The organism is Planomonospora algeriensis, from assembly GCF_977012225.1.
In genome coordinates this window covers 1-24,288 of record NZ_CDRNDK010000029.1, presented here as the reverse complement: position 1 = coordinate 24,288, position 24,288 = coordinate 1, and the positions used below count along the sequence as shown (strand labels likewise).

Sequence of the window (24,288 nt, the reverse complement as noted above, 5' to 3'; positions counted from 1 at the left end):
ACGTGACACGGCCGTGGGGCCGCGCGCCCTTTTGGGTAAACTGGACGGCATGCCGACCGCCGACCCGAACCTCGAGGACGTCGTGCGCTCGCGTCCCGGCGTTCGCGTGCGGCACGCGGGCCTCGCACCCGTGCAGAACTTCCTCTTCGGGCACACGCCCTTCTCCGTCGTCTACGACTGTCGCTGACCGGTCCCGCCGGAAATCCCCCCAGCCCCACCGGTGTTCTCATCCGGTGGGCGTTCCCATGACGACACGAGGAGACTGATTCACGATGGCCATCGAGGTCCGCATCCCCACCATCCTGCGCACGTACACCGACGGCGCCAAGGCCGTGGACGCCAAGGGCGCCACACTGGAGGAGCTGATCGGCGACCTGGAGTCCCGGCACCCGGGCCTGCAGGCCCGCCTGATCGACCAGGGCGCGCTGCGCCGCTTCGTCAACGTCTACCTGAACGACGAGGACGTCCGCTTCCTCGGCGGCCTGGAGACGCCGGTGGCCGACGGCGACACCGTCACCGTGCTGCCCGCCGTGGCCGGCGGCGCCCGCTGACCCGCGCCGTGCCGCCGGGACCGGATCCGGTCCCGGCGGCACGCCCCCGACGCCTCTCGTCCACCGACACGGAGCGGAAACCCGCACTCATGCGTTTTGACTCGCTGATCGACTCGGTCGGCCGCACTCCCCTGGTCGGGCTGCCCCGCCTGTCGCCGTCGGAGGACGTGCGGATCTGGGCCAAGCTCGAGGACCGCAACCCCACGGGCTCGATCAAGGACCGCCCGGCACTGTGGATGATCGAGCAGGCCGAGAAGGACGGGCTGCTCACGCCCGGCTGCACGATCCTGGAGCCCACCAGCGGCAACACCGGCATCTCACTGGCCATGTCGGCCCGGCTCAAGGGCTACAGGCTGATCTGCGTGATGCCGGAGAACACCTCCGAGGAGCGCCGCCAGCTGCTGCGCATGTGGGGAGCGGAGATCATCTCCTCCCCGGCGGCGGGCGGCTCCAACGAGGCGGTCCGGGTCGCCAAGGGGCTGGCGGCCGAGAACCCCTCCTGGGTGATGCTCTACCAGTACGGCAACCCCGCCAACTGGCGCTCCCACTACGAGACGACCGGCCCGGAGATCCTCGAGGACCTGCCGTCCGTCACCCACTTCGTCGCGGGCCTGGGCACCACGGGCACGCTGATGGGCGTGGGCCGGTTCCTGCGCGAGCGCGTGCCCGAGGTGAAGATCGTCGCCGCCGAGCCGCGCTACGGCGAGCTGGTGTACGGCCTGCGCAACGTGGACGAGGGCTTCATCCCCGAGCTCTACGACCCCGAGGTGCTGACCACCCGGTTCTCCGTCTCCTCGGGCGACGCCCTGCGCCGGACCAGGGAGCTGCTGGCCGCCGAGGGCATCTTCGCCGGGGTCTCGACCGGCGCCGCCCTGCACGCGGCCCTGGGCATGGCCGCCAAGGCGGTCAAGGCCGGGGAGCGCGCGGACATCGTGTTCGTGGTGGCGGACGGCGGCTGGAAGTACCTGTCCACCGGAGCCTACGAGGGCACCCTGGACGAGGCCGAGGAGCGCCTGGAGGGCCAGCTCTGGGCCTGACCGGGCCTTCGGCCGGTCCGGTCCGCTGACCGGCCGGACGCGGCGGCGGACCGGAGAACACGGAGAACATGAAAGAGGGGTGGGCGTCCTGTCCAGGACGCCCGCCCCTCTTTCATGCTCTTCGTACGGTCTCAGCCGGATCCGTACCGGAGCTCTCCGTGCGGTCTCAGCCGGATCCGTGCCGGATCAGTTGAACAGGACCCTCACGGAGAACTCCGCGTCGCCACCGGACTGCGTGCCGCTGATGCCCACGGCGCGCAGGGCCTTGAGGTTGGCCTGCTCGTCTCCCTGCAGGTTCTGCAGGTAGAGCTTCTCCAGCTTGTCGAGGTCGACGTAGGCGGCGAAGGTCGCGTCGCCGGCGTTCGGGATGGCGAGCTGGAAGCTCTCGTTGTCGGCCAGGGTGCCGTCCTTGGCGAGCTCGGCCGCGTAGTCCTGGGCGCTGGCCAGGACGAGGAAGCCGTCGCCGGGGACCTTGGCGATCTGCGGGGCGGCGGTGCCGGAGTCGGCGAGGAACCGCTCCAGCTTGCCGACGACCTCCTGGGCCTTGGCCGGGTCGGTGGTGATCCGGGCGCCGACCTTGGGCGCGTTGGCCTCCAGGCCGTTCTCGTCCAGGGCCACGGTGAGGTTCTTGCCGAGCAGCGTCACGAGGTCGGCGGGGAGCGCCAGCCCGTACTTCTGCTGGGCCTGGTCGACGAACTGCTGGAAGGACTGGCCGCCGCCGGCCTGGTCGGCCGCCTTCATGAGCTCGGTCCACTGCTTGCCGATCGCGTCACCGAGACCGGAGACCGAGATCGCCGCGGCGGTGGAGGCGGGGAGCTTGCCGATCTGGGAGGGCTCGGCGTCGCCCATGCCCACGTCCTTGGCGCCGCGGACGATGGCGGCCAGCTCGACGTAGCCGCTGTCGAAGCGGAGCGCGCCGGCCACGCGGGCGTTCTTGAGCTGCGCCAGAGTGGCGGGGTCCTGGGTGGCCAGCTCCGGAGCGAGCTCCGCGACCTTCCCGGCGTCCAGCCAGAAGGACATGACACCGGTCTCGCCGAGGTCGCCCTGGTCGGCGGAGAAGTTGGCGTTCTGCGACAGCGGGGCCGCGGCGGCGGCCTGGTCGGCCTGCTCCTGCTTCTCGGCGATCAGCGCGTAGTCCTCGCGGAACGCGATGCCGAACTTGCCCTCGCCGCCGGCCAGCTTGGCGATGCCGGCCTTGGCCTTGTCCTGGTCGGTGACCTGGACGGCCACCACGACGCCGGGCTCCTCGCCGCCCTGCGCGGGGGGCAGCACGGCCACGCCGACGCGGGAACCGAGCCAGGGCTCGACGTCGGCGGCGTAGTCCAGCTTGCTCAGGCCCTGGTCGTCCTTCTTGATCATGTCGAAGAAGGACTTGCGCGGGTCGTCGCCGGTGAAGGAGTCCTTGGTGACGGTGAACTTCTTGGCGATGTCGAACAGCGCCAGCTTCTGGTTGGCGGCCGGGTCGAGATCGACGCGGACGTAACCGAGGGCGTTGCCGGGCAGCACCTCGTACGGCTGGGTGCCGCCGCCGCTGAGCAGGCTGACCGCGGCGTAGCCGCCGCCGCCGAGGAGGGCCACGACCAGCGCCGCGATCAGCGCGACCAGCCAGCCCTTGCCGCCCTTGCGGGCCGGCGGGACGGGCGGCTGCCCGGCGCCCAGGAACTCGGGGCCCTGCTGCTGCCAGCCGGGCTGGCCGTACGCCTGCTGCTGGCCGTAGGCCTGCTGACCGTGGGCCTGCTGGCCGTACGGCGGCGGCTGCTGGCCGTAGGCCTGCTGCTGGCCGTACGGCTGCTGGGGCGCCGCCTGCTGCGGGTAGGGAGGAGGAGCCTGCTGGTACCCGCCCGGGTTCTGGGGGTATCCGCCGCTCTGCGGGGGGTGGCCGGGCTGACCCTGCTGCGGGTAGGCGCCGCCCGGCTGGGGGTACCCGCCCGGCTGGGGATAGGCCTGGGTGTGGGGCTGATCGTTCTGCTGGGGACGGTATGCGATGGTCTGGTCCGGATTCTGATTCGGATCAGGGAACTGTCCCGGAGGGGTGTTGGCAGACATGCTCACTCACAAGGTGGACTTCGGGGATATGTAGAAGTTAGTGCATCTTCCTAGCGAACCGCTTGCATTGAACTAACTGCAGCTTTGCTGCGTCTAAGGATGAATTGCCGTGCGCAGTGCTTCTGACCGGCGGTCTTGTCCCTCTGTTGGACGCCTGCCGTCAAGGGGCGCAGAAATCGCCCATACAGGCAGCTCGGGAACGACTGACTCAAAAACAATCTTCTGATGGCCGGTCTGATGAAGTCCTTCGCCCTGTCGTCCGGAGGGGTCGTTCGGAGGGGCCGTCCGGGGACGCCGCCCCGGATGCGCCGAGGCCGGGCGGGTGGATCAGGGGAGGGGCGGGAGTGTGGGGGATAGTAGAGTGAGGCTACTAGAACAAGGTTCGGGAGGCTGGCCCGGTGGACGCCGCCGGGCCGGACGTCAGGGGTGAGGGAACGCGACGGCCCCGCGCCGGCCGCGGACGCCCGAGCCGCCGGGTGAAGCGAGGTAGTGGACACAGATGACGAAGTTCGACGAGGCGACGCAGGCCATCCGGGTGGACGAGACCACCTACGACGTGTGCCTGGACCCCGGATACTCGATCGGCGGCCCCCTCAACGGCGGCTACCTGATGGCGGTGGTCCTGCGCGCCGTCGTCGACGCCTCCGCGCACGAGCACCCGGTGACCACCAGCGCCCAGTTCCTGCGCGCCGCCCGCCCCGGCCCCGCCCGGGTACGGCTGGAGCGGATCAAGACCGGCCGCACCGCGGAGATGACCCGCGCCACCCTGGTCCAGGACGGCCAGGCGTTCATCGAGACCCTCGTCACCACCGCCACCCTCACCGCCGGCGCCGTCCCCGACTGGACGGACGGCCCGTCGGCCGCCATGCCGCCCGTCGAGCGGTGCGTCAAGCTGCCCGACCCCAGGCCCGAGTCGAACATGACGCTCAACGCCCAGGTGGACATGCTCTTCGACCCGCCCACCGTCGGCTGGCTCGACGGCGCCCCCAGCGGCCGGCCGGAGTCGCGCGCCTACTTCCGGATGGCCGAGCCGCAGGACCCCGACCTCTTCGTGCTGGCCTTCGCCGTGGACGCCCTCCCGCCGGTGGTCTTCTCCGCCGGAGCCCGGGGCTGGGCCCCGACCGTCGACCTCACCTGGCACCTGCGGGCGCTGCCCGCCCCCGGCTGGCTCACCGTGCTCGGCAGCGGCCGGATGATCAGCGACGGCTGGTTCGACGAGGACGTCGAGGTCTGGGACTCCGCCGGCCGGCTCGTGGCCCAGTCCCGCCAGCTCGCCCGCGTCGGCCGCGGCTGACCGGAGCCCTTCCACATCCGGTCCCGCATCCGACCCCGCATGCGGCACCGCGCCCGACCCCGCATGCGGTGCGGCGCGCGATCGTTGTGAGGATTCTTACCGTGAGCGGTGGTCCCGGGTCGCCTAACCTTGGGAACCGTGTCGCAAGCGAGCATTGGAATCTTCGACAGCGGTGTCGGCGGCCTCACGGTGGCCAGGGCGATCATCGATCAGCTGCCCGGTGAATCGGTCCTGTACGTGGCCGACACCGCGCGGCAGCCGTACGGTCCCCTGCCGATCGCCCAGGTCCGGTCCTACGCGCTGGAGGTGATGGACCACCTCGTCGAGCACGAGGTCAAGATGCTGGTGATCGCGTGCAACAGCGCCAGCGCGGCGGTGCTGCGTGACGCCCGCGAACGCTACGACGTGCCCGTCGTGGAGGTGATCCAACCGGCCACCCGGCGGGCCGTGCGGGCCACCCGCAACGGCAGGGTCGGGGTCATCGCGACCCGCGCCACCATCCAGTCGATGGCCTACCACGACGCGTTCGCAGCCGCCCCCGACGTCCGGCTGACCGGGGTGGCCGCCCCTCGGCTGGTGGAGTTCGTGGAGCGCGGCGAGACGATGAGCGAGGAGCTCATCGAGGTCATCCGCGGCTACCTGGAGCCCGTCCTGGAGGACGGCTGCGACACGCTCATCCTGGGATGCACCCACTACCCGCTGCTGACCGGCGCGATCTCCTACGTCGCCGGGGACGGCGTCACTCTGGTGTCCAGCGCCGACGAGACGGCCAAGGACGTCTTCAGGATCCTGCACGACCAGGGCCTGGCCGCCCTCCCCGGCACGCTGCCCCGCCACCGGTTCCGCGCCACCGGCGAGACCGGTCTGTTCGCCAGGCTGGGCCGGCGGTTCCTCGGCCCGGAGATCGAGGCGGTCGAGGCCGCCCCGGTGGGAGAACCGGTGGGAGAACCGGTGGGAGAACCGGTGGAGCGGCCGGTGGGAGAACCGGCGGGGCGGCCGGTGAGAGAGCCGGCGGGAGAACCCGTCCGCGACGTCGGCGTCGCGGTGACCACGCGGTCGGGGACCCCGGCCTGAGGGCCGGACCCCACGCCGGAGGCAATCGATGAAACAGGAGGCCGCGTTGAAACTGACGATCGTCGGATGCTCGGGAAGCTTCCCCGGGCCGGACAGCCCCTCGTCCTGCTACCTGCTGGAGGCGGAGGGCTACCGGATGCTGCTGGACTTCGGCAGCGGCGCGCTGGGCGCCCTCCAGCGGCACATCGGCCTGTACGACGTGGACGCGATCTGCCTGTCCCACCTGCACGCCGACCACTGCCTGGACCTGTGCCCCTACCACGTGGTGCGCACCTACTCCCCGGACGGGCCGCGGCCGAGGATCCCGGTGCACGCGCCCGCCGACGCGCCCCGCCGCCTGGCCGCCGCCTACGGCATGCCCGACGAACCCGGCCTGGAGACCGCCTTCGACTTCACCGCGCTCACTCCCGGCATCTTCGAGGTGGGACCGTTCGAGGTGACCGCCGCCCGGATGAACCACCCGGTCGAGACCTTCGGCTTCCGTGTCTCGTACGGCGGGCGTTCGATCGCCTACTCCGCCGACACCGGCGAATCCGCCGAGCTGGTCAAGCTGGCCGCCGACGCCGACCTGCTGCTGTGCGAGGCGTCGTTCCTGGACCGGCCCGGCCTCCCCGCCGACCTGCACCTGTCCGGCCGCCAGGCCGCCGAGCACGCGGCCAAGGCCGGAGCGGGCGCCCTCGTGCTGACCCACCTCGTCCCCTGGTACGACCCCGCCCAGATCCTCCGCGACGCCTCCCGCGGCGGCTTCGGCGGGCGGATGGAGCTCGCGCGGAGCGGGGCCGTGTATGACCTAGGGTGATGTCCATGGCTCGTGCAGACGGACGCAACCCCGATCAACTCCGCCCGGTGACCATCACCCGCGGCTGGCTCGCGCACGCCGAAGGCTCGGTGCTCGTCGAGTTCGGCGGCACCAGGGTGCTGTGCGCCGCCTCCGTACAGGAAGGCGTGCCGCGCTGGCGCAAGGGCAGCGGCCAGGGCTGGGTCACCGCCGAATACTCCATGCTGCCTCGGGCCACGAACACCCGCAACGACCGCGAGTCGGTGCGCGGCAGGATCGGCGGCCGGACGCACGAGATCTCCCGCCTGATCGGCCGCTCCCTGCGGGCCTGCGTCGACTACAAGATCCTCGGTGAGAACTCCGTCGTGATCGACTGCGACGTGCTCCAGGCCGACGGCGGCACCCGCACCGCCGCCATCACCGGCGCGTACGTCGCGTTGGCCGACGCGGTGCGCTGGATGCGCGAGCGCAAGATGTGCAAGGGCGACCCCCTGGTCGACTCGGTCGCGGCCGTCTCGGTCGGCGTCGTGAAGTCCACCCCGCTGCTCGACCTCTGCTACACCGAGGACGTCGCCGCCGAGACCGACATGAACGTCGTCATGACCGGGGCCGGCGAGTTCGTCGAGGTCCAGGGCACCGCCGAGGGCAAACCGTTCGACCGGGCCGCGCTCGACCGACTGCTCGACCTGGGCGTCGCAGGCTGCGCCGAGCTCACCCGCCTGCAGAAGGCGGCACTGGCGTGAGGCGGGTCGTCCTGGCGACCCGGAACACCGGGAAGATCGCCGAACTCCGCCGGATCCTGGCCGACGCGGCGCTGCCGGTCGAGATCGTCGGCCTGGAGGAGTTCCCGCAGATCGGCGACGTCGCCGAGACGGGCCTGACCTTCGCGGAGAACGCCCTGCTCAAGGCCCACGCCGTCGCACAGGCGTCCGGCCTGCCGGCCGTCGCCGACGACTCCGGCCTGTGCGTGGACGCGCTCAACGGCATGCCCGGCATCTTCTCCGCCCGCTGGTCCGGAACCCACGGCGACGACAGGGCCAACCTGGACCTGCTGCTCGCCCAGGTGTCCGACGTGCCGGACGGCCGCCGGGGGGGCGCACTTCGCGTGCGCCGCGGCCCTGGCCCTGCCGACGGGACAGGAGCGGGTGGCCGAGGGCGCGCTGCACGGCGCGGTCATCCGCGCCCCGCGCGGGACCGGCGGGTTCGGCTACGACCCGGTCTTCGTGCCGGAGGGCGAGACCCGGACGACCGCCGAGCTGACCCCGCAGGAGAAGGACGCGATCAGCCACCGGGGCCGGGCCTTCCGCGCGCTGGTCCCGATCCTGGCCGAGATGCTCGCCCCGGAATGACTCATCCGGCGGAGCGGGACCTCGGCCGCGCCGGGTCCCGCCGCGGCCGGGTCAAGGTGTGATCGCCGGGTTCCGCCGCGGCCGGGACAGGGCGGGATCGCCGGGTTCCGCCATGGCCGGGCCGAGGTGTAATCGCCGGGTAAGAACTCCGGCCCCCCGGCGGGCGTAGCGTCGGGCCATGGAGAGCAACGGGCGCGCGCCGCATGGGCCGCGGCACTGATCGGGCTGGTCGCGGGCGCGGTGGCGATCGGGGTCTCCCTGCCCGCCGCCGCACTGGTCAAGGCCTCGGCCTTCCCCGTCGTCGCGGTCGGCGACGCCGCCGTGGACCTGGCCCCCGCATGGCTGAAGGAGTGGGCGATCCGCTCCTTCGGTGAGAACGACAAGGCCATCCTGCTGACCGGCGTCCTCGCCGTCCTCGCCGCCGTCGCCGCCGCCACGGGAGTCCTGGCGGTCCGCCGCCTCCGGTACGGCCTGGCCTGCCTGGCCGCGTTCGGCGCCGTCGGCCTCCTGGCGGTCCTCACCCGTCCCGGCGCGGGCCCCGGCGACGCCGTCCCCACGCTGCTGGGAGTCGCGGCGGGGATGTTCGCCCTGTCCCGCCTGCTCCGCCGAGCACTCGTCCCCGTCCCGCCGCCCCCTCCCGTACGCTTCCTCGCGGCCCACCGCGAGGCCGGGCCGCGGCCGGAACCCGGAACGGCGCCGCAGGCCGAGGCAGGCCCGCAGACGGCGGACAGGCGCGGGACCCCGGCCCGGCGGTCATGCGCTCGGGGCAGGATCTGCGCTCCTTCGACCGGCGGGGACTGCTGACCGCGGCGCTCGGCGGAGCGGCCGTGGCCGGGATCGGCACGGCGGCCGGGCGGCTGCTGTCCGGAGGGGCCGAAGTGGACGAGGTCCGGGGCGGGGTGACGCTCCCGCGCCCCGCGGTCCCCGCCCGGCCGGTCCCCGCCGGCAGCGACCTCAAGATCCGCGGGCTCTCGCCGTTCTTCACCCCCAACCACGACTTCTACCGGGTGGACACCGCCCTGCTCGTCCCCAAGGTCGACCCGCGCGACTGGACCCTCACCATCACCGGCATGGTCGACCGGCCGGTCGAACTGACCTTCGCCGACCTGATGAGGCGGCCCCTGACGGAAGCCGACGTCACGCTCTGCTGCGTCTCCAACGAGGTCGGCGGACCCTACATCGGCAACGCCCGCTGGCTCGGCGTCCGCCTGGCCGACGTCCTGCGCGAGGCCGGCGTGCAGGACGGCGCCGACATGCTGCTCAGCACCTCCACCGACGGCTGGACCTGCGGCACCCCGGCCGACGTCGTCCTCGACGGCAGACAGGCGCTCCTGGCCGTCGCGATGAACGGCGAGACGCTCCCCGTCGACCACGGCTTCCCCGCCCGCCTGGTCGTCCCGGGCCTGTACGGCTACGTCTCCGCGACCAAATGGGTGACGGAGATCAAGGTCACCCGGTTCGACCGGGACGAGGCCTACTGGACGCCGCGCGGCTGGTCGGCGAAGGGCCCGATCAAGACCCAGTCGCGCATCGACCTCCCCAAGCCCGGGGCGAGCCTCCCGCCGGGCCGCACCGTGATCGCCGGGGTCGCGTGGGCGCAGCACAAGGGGGTGGACGCGGTCGAGGTGCGCGTCGACGGCGGGCCGTGGCGGTCGGCCCGGCTGGCCGAGGCGCCCACGGCCGACACCTGGCGCCAGTGGGTCCTCGACGACTGGGACGCCACGACGGGTGAGCACACCATCGAGGTGCGGGCCACCGACGCCACCGGCCACACGCAGACCGCCGCACGGGCCCCGGTGGCCCCGGACGGCGCCACCGGCCTGCACGCGGTCACCGTCACCGTCACCTGAGCCCCCGCCGGTCACCTGAGCCCCCGCCGGTCACCTGAGCCCCCGCCGGTCACCTGAGCCCCCGGCCAGGTCACCTAAGCCCCCGGCCAGGAGGAAGTCCGCCGGTCCGGATCTGGCCAACTCACCCACACCGCCGCGGCGACCGCCCTACGATCGGGCCTGCGAAACGTGGAGCAAGGGGGGATTCATGTGACGCGATGGTCCGTGCCCGCGGGTGTCTACAACCCGGTCGTGACCGCCGACGGGAAACGGTGGCGCGACTTCGAGCTGGACGGAGCCGTCTCGGTCGTCGTGGCCGCGCCCCGGGAACCCGAACGGGAACCCTGGAGGCCGCCCCGGCTGGACCGGTGCAGGCCGTACGGCACGGCGGGCGGGCTGTCACGACCGGAGCCGCAGGCCCAGGCCGACATCGAGCAGGCCGTCCCGGTCGACGAACGGGGCGCGCCGCGGCGCTTCCCCGACCCCCGGGGCATGTGGATCCGGCTGATCAACGCCACCGGCCCGGCCGACGACCCGTTCCGCGCGACCAACGCGATGGACTGCGCGATGGCGGTCCTGGCCACCTGGTACGGCACGCCGACCGTCGCCGCCCCCCGGCACGCCGAGTACGACCGGATCGGCAAGCCCGTGCTCACCGGCGAGACCGGGGGACCGGCCCGCGCCGAACGCTGGCTGGGCCACCGCTTCCAGCTCGTCGGCCAAGGTCGCGGCGCCTACGCCCTGCTCGCCCAGCGGCTGCTGACCGGCGGACACGGCTCCGCCGCGCTCCTCGTCACCCGCTGGCCGACCGGCGGCAGCCACGCGTGGAACGCCGTCAACTCCGGAGGAGAGGTGATCTGGATCGACGCCCAACGGGGCCACATGGCGGTCGAGCCGCCGTACGACGCGGTGACCGGCGTCTTCTGCGTGGCGCTCGACCGTGAAGGGCGGCCGCTGTGAACCTCGACCAGGCAAGGGCCGTGGCGGAGGAGTACTTCAACGGCGTCCGGCCCCTCGACGCCGCCCTGGAGGTCAGGGTCCACGCCTTCAAGGAGGGCTACGTCGCCTGGACCAGGGAACCCGGGGAGGACGACCCGGCCGCGCTGCCCGAGACGGCCGGCGCCGGATGCGTCGTGATCGACAAGGCCACCGGCGAGGTCTCCATCCGCCCGCTCCTCAACCCCGAGACCGTGGCCGAGCAGTGGCCGGGCCGCCGCCCCCGCTAGGACCGCTCACAGGGATCCCCCGTGTGCGTCCGGGAGATCCCCACCCGCCGGGTGCCTCCGGCGCCGGCCCGTCGAACGTGTCGGTGACCCCGGCTGTGCCAGGCGAAGCCGGGCGCGGCGAGCGCCTGGAGCCCGGCCGCGGCCAGGAGCGCTCCGGAGCGCGGCCCGTCCGCGACCGGCCCGCCGAATCCCGCACCCGGGGTTCTGTCGTCCTCCGGTGATATTCATGGCCTCCATAACGGCATCCAAGACTTATGGGGCGATGAAATGGCGACAGTCACCTTTCGGGATGAGACGGCAACCGGGAAGCCGCTGGCCGAGTTCGCCCTGCCGGATCTGCCGGAGAGCATCTCGGCCCGGGAACTGGTACGGCTGCGCGTGCGCGAGGAGGTGGCCCGCCACAACGCCGCGCCCTCCCGTCACTTCCACGGCCTGGTCAAGCCCACCGAAGCCGAGGCCGAGCTGAACGGCTACCGGCTGCGGACCGCGCGCAGGCTCGACTGGGAGAGGCAGGCCGACGCGGCCGAGGCCGCCTTTGCCCGCAACGGCTTCCTGCTGCTCGTCGGTGACCGCCAGATCGAGGACCTGGACACCGAGATCGACCTGATCACCGACCCGGTGGTGTCGTTCGTCAAGCTCGTCCCGCTGGTCGGAGGCTGACGCCGAGGGCGGCGACCAGGTCTTCCCGCCCTTCGAGGAAGACGACGGCATGCTCGCGGTGATCCCGTCCAAGGCTTTCCCGCCACCGCCACCGCCGTCACCGTCGTCGCGGTCGCGGTCGCCGTCGTCACCGACCCGTCCTCACCCGCCAGATCCGCCCTGACAGGAACCGCCGGAATGAACCTCTCCCCCCTCGCCCAGCGCCTGCTCCATCTGACCACCGGGACCGTGAACGACCCCTCGCACTGGCCTGACGCCTCACAGCTGAGCGTCGGACTGGTCGGGCTGGGCAGCGGGCGGGTCCAGGTCGACGACTGCGACCCGGTATCCGCCCGATACGCGCTCGACGAGCAGGCCCGGCAGCGGCTGGTCGCACCGGCCCGCGAGCTGGTCGAATTCCTGCTGGAGGACAGGATCCGGATTTACGGACCCTTCACCGCGCTGGTGGCGGCGGGACTGGCGGGCATGGACGCCGACGTGAGCGCCCGGCTCGCCGAGGGATACGGGCCGATCGCGATCGCCGAGCTGGAGCTGCTGCTCGGCTGGGACGTGGAGCGGCGGGCGCTGTTCGCCGAGGCGGTGCGGGGACGGCCGGCCCACGTCGCCCCGCTGCCCGGCGTGGCCGAATGGCTCGGCGGCCGGCCCGGCTACCCGGACTTCGCCCGGACCGCCCTGGAGGCGGCCGCGGCCCGCGTCGCGGCGATCCACGCCGGCGAGATCCCCTACAGGGCGGAGAAAGCGTTCGAGACCGGGGAGAAGGAGACCCTCGGCCGGGCCGTACGGCTGGCGCTCCAGCGGGACGAGCCCTGGCTGCCCGACCTGCTGGGCGAACTGCTGCCCGGGGTCGCGGTGGCGCCCACCCAGGCCAAGACCCTGCCCTCCCAGGGGCTGCTGTTCGAGGTCGCCCGAGCGGTGGAGGAGTACCCGACCCCGGAGGCGGTCTCCGCGCTGTACGCCGCCCGCCGGGCCACCCGGCACGCCGGAGTGCCCCTGCAGCTGGACCGCAAGTTCAAGCGCATCGAGCCCGTCCTGGCCGACCGGCTGGAGGTGGCGTTCCGGCTGCCCGACGGACGGCTGCGGCAGGCCGTCGGCGAGCACACGGCGGTGATCTCGACCGACGGCGGCATCGAGCTGTCGTGGTGGCACGGGGAAAAGAAGCTGAAGGGGGTTCCGGCGGCGGTCAGGCGGGAGCATCCCGAGGAGGTCAAGCGGCTGCGCGAGCTGGCCAAGCAGGCCCAGCAGCGGCAGACCACCCTGATCAGGGCGCTGGAAGCCGGATACACCAGCCAGACGGCTCCGCCGTACCGGCAGTTGGAGGGGCACCCGGTCACCGACCGGCTGATCTGGGAGTTCGAGGTCTCACCCGGCGTGTGGCGCAGCGAGCTGGGACTGACCGTGCCGGACGTGCCGGTGCGGCTGTGGCATCCGGCCCGCGCACCGATGGAGGAGGTACGCGCCTGGCGGGAGGTGGTGCAGGACAAGGAACTGCGCCAGCCGTTCAAGCAGGTGTTCCGCGAGGTCTACCTGCTCACCCCCGCCGAGGAGGCGGCCGGGGCCCGCTCCGGCCGGTTCGCCGAGCACGTGGTGGACTACCGCAGGCTCCGCGCGCTGTTCAAGGACCGGGGCTGGCAGTCCGACTTCCTGGGGCACTGGCAGGGCGACGGGGAGGCCCTGCGGGTGCTGGCGGGCGGACGCTGGCGGGCGGCCCTGGACCACTACCTGCGTGACGAGCACCACGCGGTCACCGGCGAGGTCCGCTTCCACCGGCTGGTCGGGGGCTCCTGGCAGCAGGCGCCGCTGGCGGAGGTCCCGGCGCTGGTGTTCAGCGAGGCCATGCGGGACGTCGACCTGTTCGTGGCCGTCACCTCGATCGGCCTGAACGCGCAGGCGGCCGGCGGGCACGAGGACTACTGGCGCTCCTACGGGTTCGGCGAGCTCACCGAGACCGCCCGCACCCGGCGCGACGCGCTGGCCCGGCTCCTGCCCCGGCTGAAGATCGCCGACCGGGCCGAGCTGACCGACCGGTTCCTGCGCGTCCGCGGCGACCTGCGCACCTACAAGATCCACCTAGGGTCGGGCAACATCCTCATGGACCCCAACGACGCCTACCTGTGCATCGTCCCCGGACGCGACCGCGACGCCGGCTCCGTCTTCCTGCCGTTCGAAGAGGACGGCGGCATGCTCTCGGTCATCCTGTCCAAGGCGTTCCTGCTCGCCGCCGACACCGCCATCACCGACCCGTCCATCACCCGCCAGCTCACCGGCTGAGACACGCCCCGCCGGTGACGGGCCCCTCACGGGATCCGTCACCGGCGGGCACGTCCCAGCCGCCGGGACCGGGGCACCGCCCCCGTCGAGGGTGCCCCGACCTCCGCTTCGGCTGGCCTCCGCCTCGGCGCCGGACCGCGTCCCGGTCAGCCGCTCGCCAGCGAACCGACGATGGACGCCCGGGCCGCCCTGCGCGCGGGCAGCACCGCCGCGACCACCCCGGCCAGGCCGGACAGCGCCACGAACGCCAGGATCTGCAGGACCGGCACCTGGAAGGAGACGTCCGTCGTCATCGTCCGGGCCGCCGCCCAGGCGTAGACCATCCCCAGGACGACGCCCACCAGAGCACCGATGAGCCCCAGGATCAGCGCCTCCACCGAGAGCATCCGCCGCAGCTGGGGACGGGTCAGCCCCAGCGCCCGCAGCAGCGCCGACTCCCGGGTCCGCTCATGGACCGAGAGCGACAACGTGTTCGCGATGCCCAGCAGCGAGATGAGAACCGACAACCCCAGCAGACCCGTGATGATCATCAGCATCATGTCGAGCGCCTCGTCGAACTCCCCCCGCACCTCCGTCGAACTGGCCACCTTCGCCGTCGGATACGGATCCGCCGCGGCGTCCACGGCCGCCCGAGCCCGGTCGAAAGCGACACCGTCCCGGGCGTTCACCATGATCCTCGAGTCGCCGACCTCCCCGAAATAACGGTCGAACTCCTCCTCCGGCACCGTCACCCCCGACAGGCTCGCGCGCTCCGGATCGAACAGCGCCACGACCGTGAGCTCGACCGTGCCGGCCTCGGCCGTCTTCACCGGCACCCGGTCCCCGACCTTGATCCTCAGATCCTCCGCCACATAGTTCGCCACGACCGCCGTACCCGGCCGGAGCAGGCCGATCGAACCCGACTCCAGCACCGGCTGGAAATCCCGCGACGCGGTGAAGGTCCCCACCTCGTACTTCTCGCCCTCGCCACCGATCTCGGCGACGGTCCCGCGCAGCGCGACCACCGACGTCAGCTCCGGCCGGGACCGCAGATCCTCCGCCAGCGCCCGCGGCAGCTCCGAACTCCGGTCCTGCGGCTGGACCAGGTAATCGACCGGGAACTGCTCGTCCAGCTTCGCCGAGTACGTCACCCGCAACGTGCCCGTCAGCACCGCGATCAGCGTCATCAGCGTCACGCCCACCGTCAGCGCCACCGTGGTGGTCGCCGACCGCTTCGGATTGCGGCGCGAGTTGTCCGTGGCCAGCCTGCCCGGCACCCCGAACAACCGCCCCGGAACCCAGCCCACGAACGCCGAGAGCGGCCTGACCAGCACCGGCCCCATGATCAGCAGCGCGAAGAAGACCAGCACGCCACCGGCCATCACCACCACCAGCGCCGCCTGGCCGACCGGCATGTTCAACGCCGCCACCGTGGCACCGACACCCGCCACCAGGAACAACGCGGCCGCCACCACCCGCACCACGCCGGTCCGGAAGACCCGCTCCTCCACCTGCGTGCGCAGCGCCGCGATCGGCGCCACCCGCGTCGCCGAACGCGCCGGCAACAGCGCCGCCCCCACCGTCACCACCAGCCCGATGACCAGACCCAGCACGATCGTGCGCGGCGCCAGCGACGGCGCCACCTCCGGCAGCGGCACATCCAGCGACGACAGCACCACCAGCGCCCCCGCACCCAGCCCGTAACCCAGCAGCAGGCCCAGCCCGGACGAGAGCAGGCCCACCACGACCGACTCCAGCACGATCGAACCGAACACCTGCCTCCGGGTCGCGCCGATGCAGCGCAGCAGCGCCATCTCCCGCGTCCGCTGGGCCACCAGGATGTTGAAGGTGTTGTAGATCACCAGCGCGGCCACGAACATCGCCACCAGGCCGAACATCAGCAGACCCATCGTGATCACGTCGTCGTCCGCGCCGTTGACCCGCGCCATGTCCGCCACATAGACCTCACCGGTCTTGACCGTGACACCGCCCCCGAGCGCCGCCGCCACCGAGGCCCGCAACTCCTCCTGGCTCACCCCTTCGGCGGCCAGCACGTCGATCTCATGGAACCCCTCCGCCCCGGTCATCGACCGGGCCGTCTCGGTGGTGAAACCGACCGCGCCGGTGTAGACCAGGTTCTGATCCAGACTCAGATCGATCAGCCCGACGAGCTTGAACTCGTGCTCGGCCTCCTTCGCGTCCAGCACCGTGATGGTGTCACCCACCGTGAAACCCTGCTTCTCGGCGGTGCCCTCGTCCAGCACCGCCTCCCCGCCGTTCCGCGGCGCCGCACCGCTGGAGATCACCGTACGGTTCAACCGGCCCTCGGGAATCGAGATGCCGCTCGTCGGATGGTCCCCGGCGGCCTTCCCGTCCTTGCCGAGCAGCGCCGCCGTACCGCGCACCAGCCCCTGCGCGTCGGCCAGGCCCTTCACCCCCCGCACCTTCTCCAGCGCCGAGACCGGCAGGGACTCCTCATCCCCCCGCCCCCCGGAATCCGGGAACACCGCGACGTCGAGCTTGTCGCCCGCCGCCGCGAACTTCTGCGTGAACCCCGCCTGAATCGTGTCGGTGAGCACGAACGTGCCCGCGATGAAACCCACCCCCAGCGCGATCGCCAGAGAGGTCAGCAGCAGACGCAGCCTGTGCGCCCGCAACCCGGCCAGAGTCGTCCTGAGCACCGTCACGCCTCCAGCTTCATCAGCGTGTCCAGCACCGTCTGCGGCGTCGGCCGCTCCAGCTCGCTGACCAGCTCGCCGTCCCGCAGGAAGACCACCCGGTCGGCGTACGACGCCGCCACCGGATCATGCGTGACCATCACGATCGTCTGCCCCAGCTCCCGCACCGACGACCGCAGGAACGACAGCACCTCGGCACCGCTGCGCGAGTCCAGGTTCCCGGTCGGCTCATCGGCGAAGATGACCTGAGGCTTGCTGATCAACGCGCGGGCCACCGCCACCCGCTGCTGCTGACCACCCGACAACTCGGTCGGCTTGTGCCCCAGCCGATCGCGCAGACCCACCGTCTCCACCACCCGGTCGAACAGGACCTGGTCGGCCTGACGGCCCGCGATCTCCAACGGGAGCAGGATGTTCTGCTCGGCCGTCAGCGTCGGCAGCAGATTGAACGCCTGGAAGATGAACCCGATCCGCTCCCGCCGCAGCAACGTCAGCTGCTTGTCGCCCAGCCCCGTCAGCTCCACGTCCCCGATCCGCACCCGCCCGCCGCTGACCGTGTCCAACCCCGCCAGGCAGTGCATCAGCGTGGACTTGCCGGACCCCGAAGGACCCATGATCGCGGTGAAGGCGCCCGTCGCGAAGGAGACGTCCACCCCGCGCAGCGCGTGCACGGCCGCGTCCCCCTGTCCGTACACCTTGGTCAGCCCCTCGGCCACCACGGCCGGCGCCCCGTTCTCCCGCGCGCTCCACGCGCCGACCTCTCCGGTGATGGTCACGTCAGCCCCTCCTCGGCATAGATGCGTTACGACGGGCAGAACGCTATTGCCGGAAAAGCCGGGATCCATCGGACGAGCGGCCGGACTTCCCCTCCACCGAAGGGGCACGGGAACACCGCCGATCCCACCTCCGGCGTAGCACCCCCTCGACCATTCGGCCGATGGAGCCCCACCGCCGCCGCCGGACTACCCCGCCGAATGCGGGACGACCAACCCCGCCTCATAGGCGAACACCACCACCTGCGCCCGATCCCGCAACCCCAGCTTGGCCAGCACCCGCCCCAGATGCGTCTTCACCGTCGCCTCCGCCAGCTCCAGCCGCCCCGCGATCTCCCCGTTCGACAACCCCCGCGCCACCAGCACCAGCACCTCCCGCTCCCGCGCCGTCAACCCCGACACCGCCGCAGGCTCCGCCCCGCCCGGAGAAGGAAGATGCACCGCGAACCGCTCCAGCAACCGCCGCGTCGCACTCGGCGCCACCACCGCGTCCCCACCGTGCACCGAACGGATCGCACTCACCAGATCCACCGGCGGAACGTCCTTCAACATGAACCCCGACGCCCCCGCCTTCAACGCCGCGAACACGTACTCGTCCAGATCGAACGTCGTCAGGATCAACACCCGCGGAGCCCCCTCCACCGCACGGATCAACCGGGTCGCCTCCACCCCGTCCATCACCGGCATCCGCACGTCCATCAGCACCACGTCCACCTCGACCCCGCGCAGCACCTCCACCGCCGCCCGCCCGTCGGCCGCCTCCGCCACCACCTCGATGTCCGGCTGCGCCCCCAGCACCATCCGGAACCCCGTCCGCAGCAACTCCTGATCGTCGACCAGCATCACCCGGATCACGCCGCCCGGCTCCCGCCCACCTCGCCGAACGGCAACCGCGCCACCACCTGGAACCCGCCCCCCGGCCGAGGCCCCGCCACCACGCTCCCACCGAACATCGCCACCCGCTCCCGCATGCCCACCAGCCCGTGACCACCCGGCCGCCCCGGCGCCGCGACCCCCCCGGCCGTCATCGGCCACCCGCACCACCAGCTCCCGCACGCCGTACTCCATCTCCACCTCGGCCCCACCCGCCGGACCACCGTGCTTGAGCGTATTGGTCAACGCCTCCTGGACGATCCGGTACACCGTCAGCTGCTCACCCTCCGGCAACTCCCGCACCGTCCCCGACACCCGCAACTCCACCGGCAACCCCGAAGCCCGCACCCGCTCCACCAGCTCGTCCAACTGCGACAGGCCCGGCTGCGGAGCGTAATCCCCCGCCTCCTCCCCGCCCTCCCCATCCGTCCGCAGCACCCCCACCATCCGGCGCATCTCCGCCAGCGCCCGCCGCCCCGTCGCCGAGATCGCCTGCACCGCCCGCCGCGCCTGCTCCGGATCACCGTCGATCGCGTACCCCGCGCCGTCCGCCTGAACGATCATCACGCTCACGTTGTGCGCCACCACGTCGTGCAACTCCCGCGCGATCCGCGCCCGCTCCGCCGCCGCGGCCAGCCGCGCCTGCTGATCGCGCTCCCGCTCCGCCCGCTCCGCCCGCTCCTCCAGACCCTCCAGATAACGACGCCGCGTGTTCGCGTAGATCCCCGCGATCCAGACCGCCACCACGAACACCGACGTGTTCGCCCACGTCTTCGGATCGGGCCGCTCCGTGATCTGCCCGTACGAGAGCGCCAACCCCAGCTCCGCCACCAGCCCCGCCGCCACCGCCCAGCGCAACGGGCGGTACGACGCCACCGCGTACATCGCGATCAGCACCGACAGGTTGACCGGCAGCGGCTCCACCCCGAACGCCCACTGCACGAAACTGGCCAGCGCGACGACCGCGAACACACCCACAGGCCACCGCCGCCGCCAGAACAACGGCACCAGCAGCACCGCGCCCAGCACCCCGTGCACCACCAGCGGGGGACCCTCCGGCAGGAAAGCCGGATCCGCCACCAGGACCGCGAAGTTGGACGCGCAGAACAACAGGAACGGCGCCAGCCACAGGGCGTCCACGACCCTCGGATGGCGCCCGCTCCAGGCGTGAAGTCTGCCGAACATGACACCACCCTACGTATCCCCAGCTCAGCGCCCTTCCCCCGAAAGGTGGAGACCCGCCTACGACTCAGGTCGCACACCCGCCACCACCCGCGTCGTCCCTTACATCCCGCTTACGCCCCCTCCGGCACCATGGTTTCCGGGAGCACCCCCTCGGGGGTGAGTAAAGGGAGAGATTGCCTGTGACGGCGGATCGCAACAACCCCGGGTCGCGCGACGACGAGAACACGCCGCGCGACCCGGAGGTCCGGGACGGAGACACCCGGAACCTCCCCGCCCAGGACGACGCGCCCACCGCGCAGACCCCCGCCGGAGGCCCTTCCACCACGGAGACCCCAGCGGCTCACCCGGCACCCGGCCCATCCACCGGCCCCTCCGGGCCCACCGGCGCGTACGGCGCCCCCGCCGCATACGGGCCCTACGGCCCCGGCGGCACCGGCTGGAATGCCCCCGGCTGGCACGCCTCCACCGCCGAACAACCCCGGCCCGGTCGCTACGCCAAGCTCCTCCGCGCCACGCGCGGCAAGCCCTTCCAGGTCGCCGCCGCAGCCATCATCGGCGCCCTCATCGGCGGCGGAGCCGTCGCCGTCGTCGATACCATCGGCGACCGCCACCGCGCCGGCCACGCCTTCAGCCGCATGGACGACCACGGCACCCGGCCCGGCGAGGACTTCGGCCGCCTGCTCGAAAGACGGGGAGCCGAAGGGTACGGAGCCGGCGAACGCGGGAGCGAACCGCACGTCTTCCGACTCCAAGACGGAAGCGACCAGTGGAACCCCGGCGACGGCTTCCGGACGCCAGACCAGTGCGAATCGGCCCAGGACGACTTCCACTGCGCCGCCCCCACCCCGACACCCTTCACGCCCTGACCTGCGGTTATCGCGTCGGCTCCGACGGAGGCGTCGTCCGTGACGGGCGTCGGGCTCTCACACCGACTCGTCCTCCGCCCTGGAGTCCCATGACCGAGCGGCTTCACCGGCCTCATCGCCGCCATGTGCGGCGGCGTACTCCAGATCCAGGCATCTTTGCCGAAGGAGCGCGATCGCATCGCGTATCGCTGCGGAGCGCGACGCCGATCTGCTCAGGAAGGAATATTCCTTTATGAAAAAGTCATCCTGAGGAGAAAGGGTTATGCTGGTGGTCACGGATTTGAGGCTCACCGCATAATTTCTTGCTTTCTTGTGGGGTTGACGGGATTCGAACCCGCTCTTTACGCCACCTAAAGACGTCGCCTCTACCGTTGGGCTACAACCCCTATTCTTCCCTGCGAAATTCTCTGTCTGTGAATGGCAGTTCGGGCAGAGGAATCGCAGGTTATCTCTTCTGTTGTCCAGCCAGTCGCCATTGATATGATCAACGTGCAGTATCAAGGGCTGATCCTGCCAGACACCCTCGATCTTACATCCTGCGCACTGGTATGGCATCCCGGTCGCGATCAGGCTCCTCCTGAGGCGGCTGGGAGTGGGGCGGGCGCTGCCCTTCGGCAGTATGACGAGAACCTGTTCCGGTCGGCGGCGCCGAGGTGAGGGCTGGCCCTTGTTTGGGGCGATCCTGCGGAAGTGTGAGGTGTCGATCCCGAAGCGCTTCAGCTGGCGGCTGATGTGCGCGTGGTTCCCGCCCGCGATGGTGATGCCGAGGTGCCGGAGAACATCGGTGACGCTGAGGGAGTTGGTCGCGGCCTCGACCAGCATTTCGGGGGTGTACTTGTACTTGGTAGCCATGCCCCAAGTGTAGGCAATGCCACTGACAATTCTTGGGGCATGGACAAATCGCACTAAATGGTAATGAATGCTATTCAGTCGAGGCCGAGTTCGCGGCGGAGGCGGGCCACGTGGCCGGTGGCCTTCACGTTGTAGAGGGCCTTCTCCACTTTTCCGTCGGCGTCGATGACGAAGGTGGAGCGGAGGACGCCGACGGTGGTCCTGCCGTACATCGTCTTCTCGCCGTAGGCGCCGTAGGCCTTGTGCACGTCCAGTCCCGGGTCGGAGAGCAGGGGGAAGGTCAGGGCGTCGTGCTCGGCGAACTTCGCGAGCTTGGCGGGGGTGTCTTTGGAGACGCCGAGTACGGCGAGGCCCGCGGCGGCGAGGGAGTCGAGGCTGTCGCGGAAGTCGCAGGCCTGCTTGGTGCAGCCGGGGGTCAGGGCGGCGGGGTAGAAGTACAGGATGACGCGCCTGCCGCGGTGGGCGTCGAGGGAGACGGTGGTGCCGTCGGCGGCCGGGAGGGCGAACTCCGGGGCGGCGTCGCCTGGTTCGAGTTTCGTCACGTTTCCTCCGAGGAATGGTTCTCCCCGGTCAACTTACCGAAGGTCTGCAAAGGCCCTGGCCTTCGGAACTCCGTTGCCCGGCTCGGCGTGACTTCATGGAAGCGGCTGATGGCCTGTATCAAGATGGTCCGCCGCTGGAGCTCGCCGCATGGTCCACGTGATCGGGTAACGGAGTCCTTCGCGCCGGAGCGGTCCCCGTCAGGGGTGGGCCGTCGTCGGGAGGGCCCTGCCGGAGCGTGGGGCGGTCTGCGGGTCTCCACGGTTCGCCTTTCTGGATCATGGACTGGACGCTAGTGTGTTCGAGTTCGAATCGGACAGGCGGCCGGGCCGGTCGTCTCAGGGCGTGGAGACTCGGGGCTGCCCGGGTCGGTGAAGCGTCAAGCACCCGTTCCGTGGTTCGCGGCACGTCGCGAACCGCCGCGTGAGCGGCACGGGAATCCCCGGCCCTTCAGGGCGGGGAGCAGGTCAACGGCCTGCCCGAAGTGTCATCGGAGCGTCGGGCCTGAGAGACTGATCGTTGTCGAGGGCGACGAGGGGAGAGTCATGGCGGAGACCGATCCGGCTGAGCTGGAGCGGCGGATCGAGCGCACGCGGGCGGAGTTGGCCGAGACGGTCGACGCCATCGCGGACCGGGTGCGCCCGAAGAACGTCGCGCGGCGGACGGTGGCCAAGGTGGAGGCGAACGCGAAGCAGTTCGTCGCGTCCGTCGGGGACAGGATCGGTGACGCGGTGGGGGTCTCGCCGCGCCCGGTCAAGCCGGCGGGTGAGCCCGGGGACGATCTGTGGGCGGAGGAGCCGCCGAGCCTGGCGCCGGTGCTGGTCGGCGTGGGGGCGGTCCTGGTGGTCGGGGCGGCGATCCTGCTGGTGAGGCGTCGCCGCCGGAAGTGAGCGCCGCCGGAGGTGACGCGCCGCCGGAGGCGGTGCGCGGGGCGGGGCCGCGGGTGCGGTCCCGCGCTCCGGCGGGTGGCAGGGTCACAGGAAGGTGCGGCCCTCGCCCCGGTAGGTGGGGACCTCGTCGACGACCTCGTCGCCGTCGATGAGGTGGAGGGTGGCGAAGCGTTCGCAGAGTTCGCCGGCTTTGGCGTGGCGGAACCAGACGCGGTCGCCGAGGCGGAGGTCTTCGGCGGGCTGGCCGATGAGGGGGGTCTGGACTTCGCCGGCGCCTTCGCGGGGGTCGTAGCGCAGGCCGCAGGGCAGGTAGGGCTGGGGGAGCCGGTCGGGTCCGGGTGCGCCGGAGGCGGTGTAGCCGCCGCCGAGGACGGTGACGACGCCGGGGGCGGGGCGGCGGACGACGGGCAGGGCGAAGAGGGCGGCGGGCCGGCCGGTGAAGCCGCGGTAGAAGTCGAAGAGGCGCGGGTGGTAGAAGCCGGAGCCCGCAGTGAGCTCGGTGACGGCTTTCTCCCGGGTGGTGGTGGCGAGGCTGCCGGTGCCGCCGCCGTTGACGAATTCGAGGTCGGCGATCTGGCGGACGGCCTGGACGACGCGGCCTCTGCGGAGGATGAGTTCGCGGCGGGAGCGGGCCTGCATCCAGCGGATGGCGCGGGTGGTGAGGGGGTGGCCGGGCGGGTCGTCGCCGACTCCGGCGATCTGGGCCTCGTAGGCCATGAGGCCGGTGAGGCGGAGGCCGGGGCGTTTGGCGATGTCTGCGGCGAGGTCGGCGGCCTGGTCGGTGTCGCGGACGGGGGAGCGGAGGGCTCCGGCGCGCAGGCGGCCGCCGAGGGCGGTGTAGCCGGCGTCGACGTCGAGGCAGAGGCGGATCTCGTGGCGGTCGCGGAGTCCGGCGGTGGTGGTCTCGATGAGGTCGAGGTGGTCGGTGCGGTCGACCATGAGGGTGATCTCGCGGGCGGCGCGGGGGTCGGTGGCGAGGCGGGAGAGTGCGGCGCGGTCGGCGGTGGGGTAGGCGACGAGGATGTCGCGCAGGCCGGTGGAGGCGAGCCAGAGGGCTTCGGGGAGGGTGTAGGCCATGACGCCGGTGTAGCCGTCCATGGCGAGGATGCGCTGGAGGACGGGGCGGGAGCGGATGGACTTGCTGGCGACGCGGACGGGTTTGCCGCGGGCGCGCCGGGTCATGTCGGCGGCGTTGGCGCGCAGGGCGGCGAGGTCGAGCACGGCGAACGGGGGTTCGAGGTGCGCGGTGGCCCGGTCGTAGCGCTGGCGGTCGTCCATGGGGGCAGGATAACTCCGCCCGACCATACATGAGTAGTTCTCATGTTAACCGGCCGAGGGTAAATTCTTCCTCCGGATCGGGTCAGCGATCGCGTGGGACGGTGCGGCGTGCCGTACCGGGGCGGGGGCGGACGCCGTAGACCTGGCCGGGTGATGACTACTCTCCAGGAGATCCTGGCGGGCCCGGGAGGCGCGCCGGAGGCGCCCGAGGCGCCGCGGCCGCAGGCGGGCGGGCGGCAGGGCGGGCGCGGTTGCTGGCGGT

21 protein-coding genes, 1 tRNA gene and 3 pseudogenes are annotated in these 24,288 nt (G+C 71.8%); 16 read left to right on the top strand and 9 right to left on the bottom strand.

All coding sequences use genetic code 11. The annotated features are described in order from the left end of the window. Positions 1-49 precede the first annotated feature (49 nt). The 3 genes from ACWJ6R_RS05700 (at position 50) to ACWJ6R_RS05690 (ending at position 1,588) form a co-directional block, all read left to right on the top strand. On the top strand, positions 50-187 hold the full coding sequence (locus ACWJ6R_RS05700) for a hypothetical protein (protein WP_449061174.1): 138 nt from the start codon (positions 50-52) through the stop codon (positions 185-187). A gap of 85 nt (positions 188-272) precedes the next feature. Then, positions 273-551 carry a MoaD/ThiS family protein gene (locus ACWJ6R_RS05695; RefSeq protein WP_449061173.1) on the top strand — a complete coding sequence of 93 codons (279 nt, stop codon included), beginning with the start codon at positions 273-275 and terminating at the stop codon, positions 549-551. Positions 552-640: 89 nt separating this feature from the next. Beyond that, positions 641-1,588 carry a PLP-dependent cysteine synthase family protein gene (locus ACWJ6R_RS05690; RefSeq protein WP_449061172.1) on the top strand — a complete coding sequence of 316 codons (948 nt, stop codon included), beginning with the start codon at positions 641-643 and terminating at the stop codon, positions 1,586-1,588. Positions 1,589-1,774: 186 nt separating this feature from the next. On the opposite strand, the gene ACWJ6R_RS05685 is transcribed toward ACWJ6R_RS05690, so the two are convergent. After that, a complete protein-coding gene (locus tag ACWJ6R_RS05685) occupies positions 1,775-3,634 on the bottom strand; it encodes a DUF3352 domain-containing protein (RefSeq protein ID WP_449061171.1) in 1,860 nt (619 codons plus the stop codon). Between the two features lie 499 nt (positions 3,635-4,133). Here ACWJ6R_RS05685 and ACWJ6R_RS05680 point away from each other — a divergent pair, with 499 nt between their 5' ends. The 11 genes and pseudogenes from ACWJ6R_RS05680 to ACWJ6R_RS05630 all read left to right on the top strand — a co-directional run bounded on the left by ACWJ6R_RS05680 (position 4,134) and on the right by ACWJ6R_RS05630 (position 14,112). Then, positions 4,134-4,928: a thioesterase family protein gene (locus ACWJ6R_RS05680; protein WP_449061170.1), complete on the top strand. Its 795-nt coding sequence runs from the start codon at positions 4,134-4,136 to the stop codon at positions 4,926-4,928. A gap of 138 nt (positions 4,929-5,066) precedes the next feature. Next, entirely contained in the window at positions 5,067-6,002 is a 936-nt protein-coding gene (gene murI / locus ACWJ6R_RS05675) for a glutamate racemase (protein ID WP_449061169.1), read from the top strand. A gap of 46 nt (positions 6,003-6,048) precedes the next feature. After that, on the top strand, positions 6,049-6,801 hold the full coding sequence (locus ACWJ6R_RS05670; protein WP_449061168.1) for an MBL fold metallo-hydrolase: 753 nt from the start codon (positions 6,049-6,051) through the stop codon (positions 6,799-6,801). A gap of 5 nt (positions 6,802-6,806) precedes the next feature. Next, positions 6,807-7,523, top strand: coding sequence for a ribonuclease PH (gene rph / locus ACWJ6R_RS05665; protein WP_449061167.1), 717 nt, complete (start codon positions 6,807-6,809; stop codon positions 7,521-7,523). Next, a pseudogene (rdgB, locus tag ACWJ6R_RS05660) lies at positions 7,520-8,129 on the top strand (RdgB/HAM1 family non-canonical purine NTP pyrophosphatase). Before rph ends, rdgB begins: the two are co-directional and overlap by 4 nt. Positions 8,130-8,369: 240 nt before the next feature. Next, on the top strand, positions 8,370-8,933 hold the full coding sequence (locus tag ACWJ6R_RS05655) for a hypothetical protein (protein WP_449061166.1): 564 nt from the start codon (positions 8,370-8,372) through the stop codon (positions 8,931-8,933). Then, positions 8,885-9,979, top strand: coding sequence for a molybdopterin-dependent oxidoreductase (locus ACWJ6R_RS05650; RefSeq protein ID WP_449061165.1), 1,095 nt, complete (start codon positions 8,885-8,887; stop codon positions 9,977-9,979). The genes ACWJ6R_RS05655 and ACWJ6R_RS05650 overlap by 49 nt, the downstream gene beginning before the upstream one ends. A 189-nt stretch (positions 9,980-10,168) precedes the next feature. Further along, the gene (locus ACWJ6R_RS05645) at positions 10,169-10,918 is read left to right on the top strand and encodes a toxin glutamine deamidase domain-containing protein (RefSeq protein WP_449061164.1); all 750 of its coding nucleotides are present in this window, start codon (positions 10,169-10,171) and stop codon (positions 10,916-10,918) included. Continuing rightward, entirely contained in the window at positions 10,915-11,184 is a 270-nt protein-coding gene (locus ACWJ6R_RS05640) for a hypothetical protein (protein ID WP_449061163.1), read from the top strand. The genes ACWJ6R_RS05645 and ACWJ6R_RS05640 overlap by 4 nt, the downstream gene beginning before the upstream one ends. A gap of 267 nt (positions 11,185-11,451) precedes the next feature. Then, positions 11,452-11,844: a hypothetical protein gene (locus ACWJ6R_RS05635; protein ID WP_449061162.1), complete on the top strand. Its 393-nt coding sequence runs from the start codon at positions 11,452-11,454 to the stop codon at positions 11,842-11,844. 177 nt (positions 11,845-12,021) lie between these two features. Continuing rightward, positions 12,022-14,112, top strand: a complete 2,091-nt coding sequence (locus ACWJ6R_RS05630; RefSeq protein WP_449061161.1) for a DUF4132 domain-containing protein — start codon at positions 12,022-12,024, stop codon at positions 14,110-14,112. A 146-nt stretch (positions 14,113-14,258) separates the two neighbouring features. Here ACWJ6R_RS05630 and ACWJ6R_RS05625 read toward each other — a convergent pair whose 3' ends face one another. The 4 genes and pseudogenes from ACWJ6R_RS05625 to ACWJ6R_RS05610 all read right to left on the bottom strand — a co-directional run. Then, a complete protein-coding gene (locus ACWJ6R_RS05625) occupies positions 14,259-16,772 on the bottom strand; it encodes an ABC transporter permease (protein WP_449061160.1) in 2,514 nt (837 codons plus the stop codon). Between the two features lie 2 nt (positions 16,773-16,774). After that, positions 16,775-17,545, bottom strand: coding sequence for an ABC transporter ATP-binding protein (locus ACWJ6R_RS05620; protein ID WP_449061159.1), 771 nt, complete (start codon positions 17,543-17,545; stop codon positions 16,775-16,777). A gap of 186 nt (positions 17,546-17,731) precedes the next feature. Then, entirely contained in the window at positions 17,732-18,397 is a 666-nt protein-coding gene (locus ACWJ6R_RS05615; protein WP_449061180.1) for a response regulator, read from the bottom strand. A gap of 501 nt (positions 18,398-18,898) precedes the next feature. Then, positions 18,899-19,600, bottom strand: a pseudogene (locus tag ACWJ6R_RS05610) (histidine kinase dimerization/phosphoacceptor domain-containing protein); the annotation flags it as partial. A 179-nt stretch (positions 19,601-19,779) separates the two neighbouring features. On the opposite strand from ACWJ6R_RS05610, the gene ACWJ6R_RS05605 reads away from it, so the two are divergent. Then, positions 19,780-20,466 (top strand): hypothetical protein, encoded by a 687-nt coding sequence (locus tag ACWJ6R_RS05605; RefSeq protein ID WP_449061158.1) that lies wholly within the window; start codon positions 19,780-19,782, stop codon positions 20,464-20,466. Positions 20,467-20,779: 313 nt separating this feature from the next. Here the strand turns inward: ACWJ6R_RS05605 and ACWJ6R_RS05600 are convergent. The 3 genes and pseudogenes from ACWJ6R_RS05600 to bcp all read right to left on the bottom strand — a co-directional run bounded on the left by ACWJ6R_RS05600 (position 20,780) and on the right by bcp (position 21,860). Beyond that, positions 20,780-20,852 (bottom strand) — tRNA-Leu (locus ACWJ6R_RS05600). A gap of 28 nt (positions 20,853-20,880) precedes the next feature. Beyond that, positions 20,881-21,021 (bottom strand): annotated as a pseudogene (locus ACWJ6R_RS05595) (HNH endonuclease); the annotation flags it as partial. Between the two features lie 371 nt (positions 21,022-21,392). Further along, on the bottom strand, positions 21,393-21,860 hold the full coding sequence (gene bcp, locus ACWJ6R_RS05590; RefSeq protein WP_449061157.1) for a thioredoxin-dependent thiol peroxidase: 468 nt from the start codon (positions 21,858-21,860) through the stop codon (positions 21,393-21,395). 543 nt (positions 21,861-22,403) lie between these two features. On the opposite strand from bcp, the gene ACWJ6R_RS05585 reads away from it, so the two are divergent. Next, positions 22,404-22,748, top strand: coding sequence for a DUF3618 domain-containing protein (locus ACWJ6R_RS05585; protein ID WP_449061156.1), 345 nt, complete (start codon positions 22,404-22,406; stop codon positions 22,746-22,748). A gap of 84 nt (positions 22,749-22,832) precedes the next feature. Here the strand turns inward: ACWJ6R_RS05585 and ACWJ6R_RS05580 are convergent, their stop codons facing one another. Then, the gene (locus tag ACWJ6R_RS05580; protein ID WP_449061155.1) at positions 22,833-24,026 is read right to left on the bottom strand and encodes an amino acid deaminase/aldolase; all 1,194 of its coding nucleotides are present in this window, start codon (positions 24,024-24,026) and stop codon (positions 22,833-22,835) included. Positions 24,027-24,288: the final 262 nt, after the last annotated feature.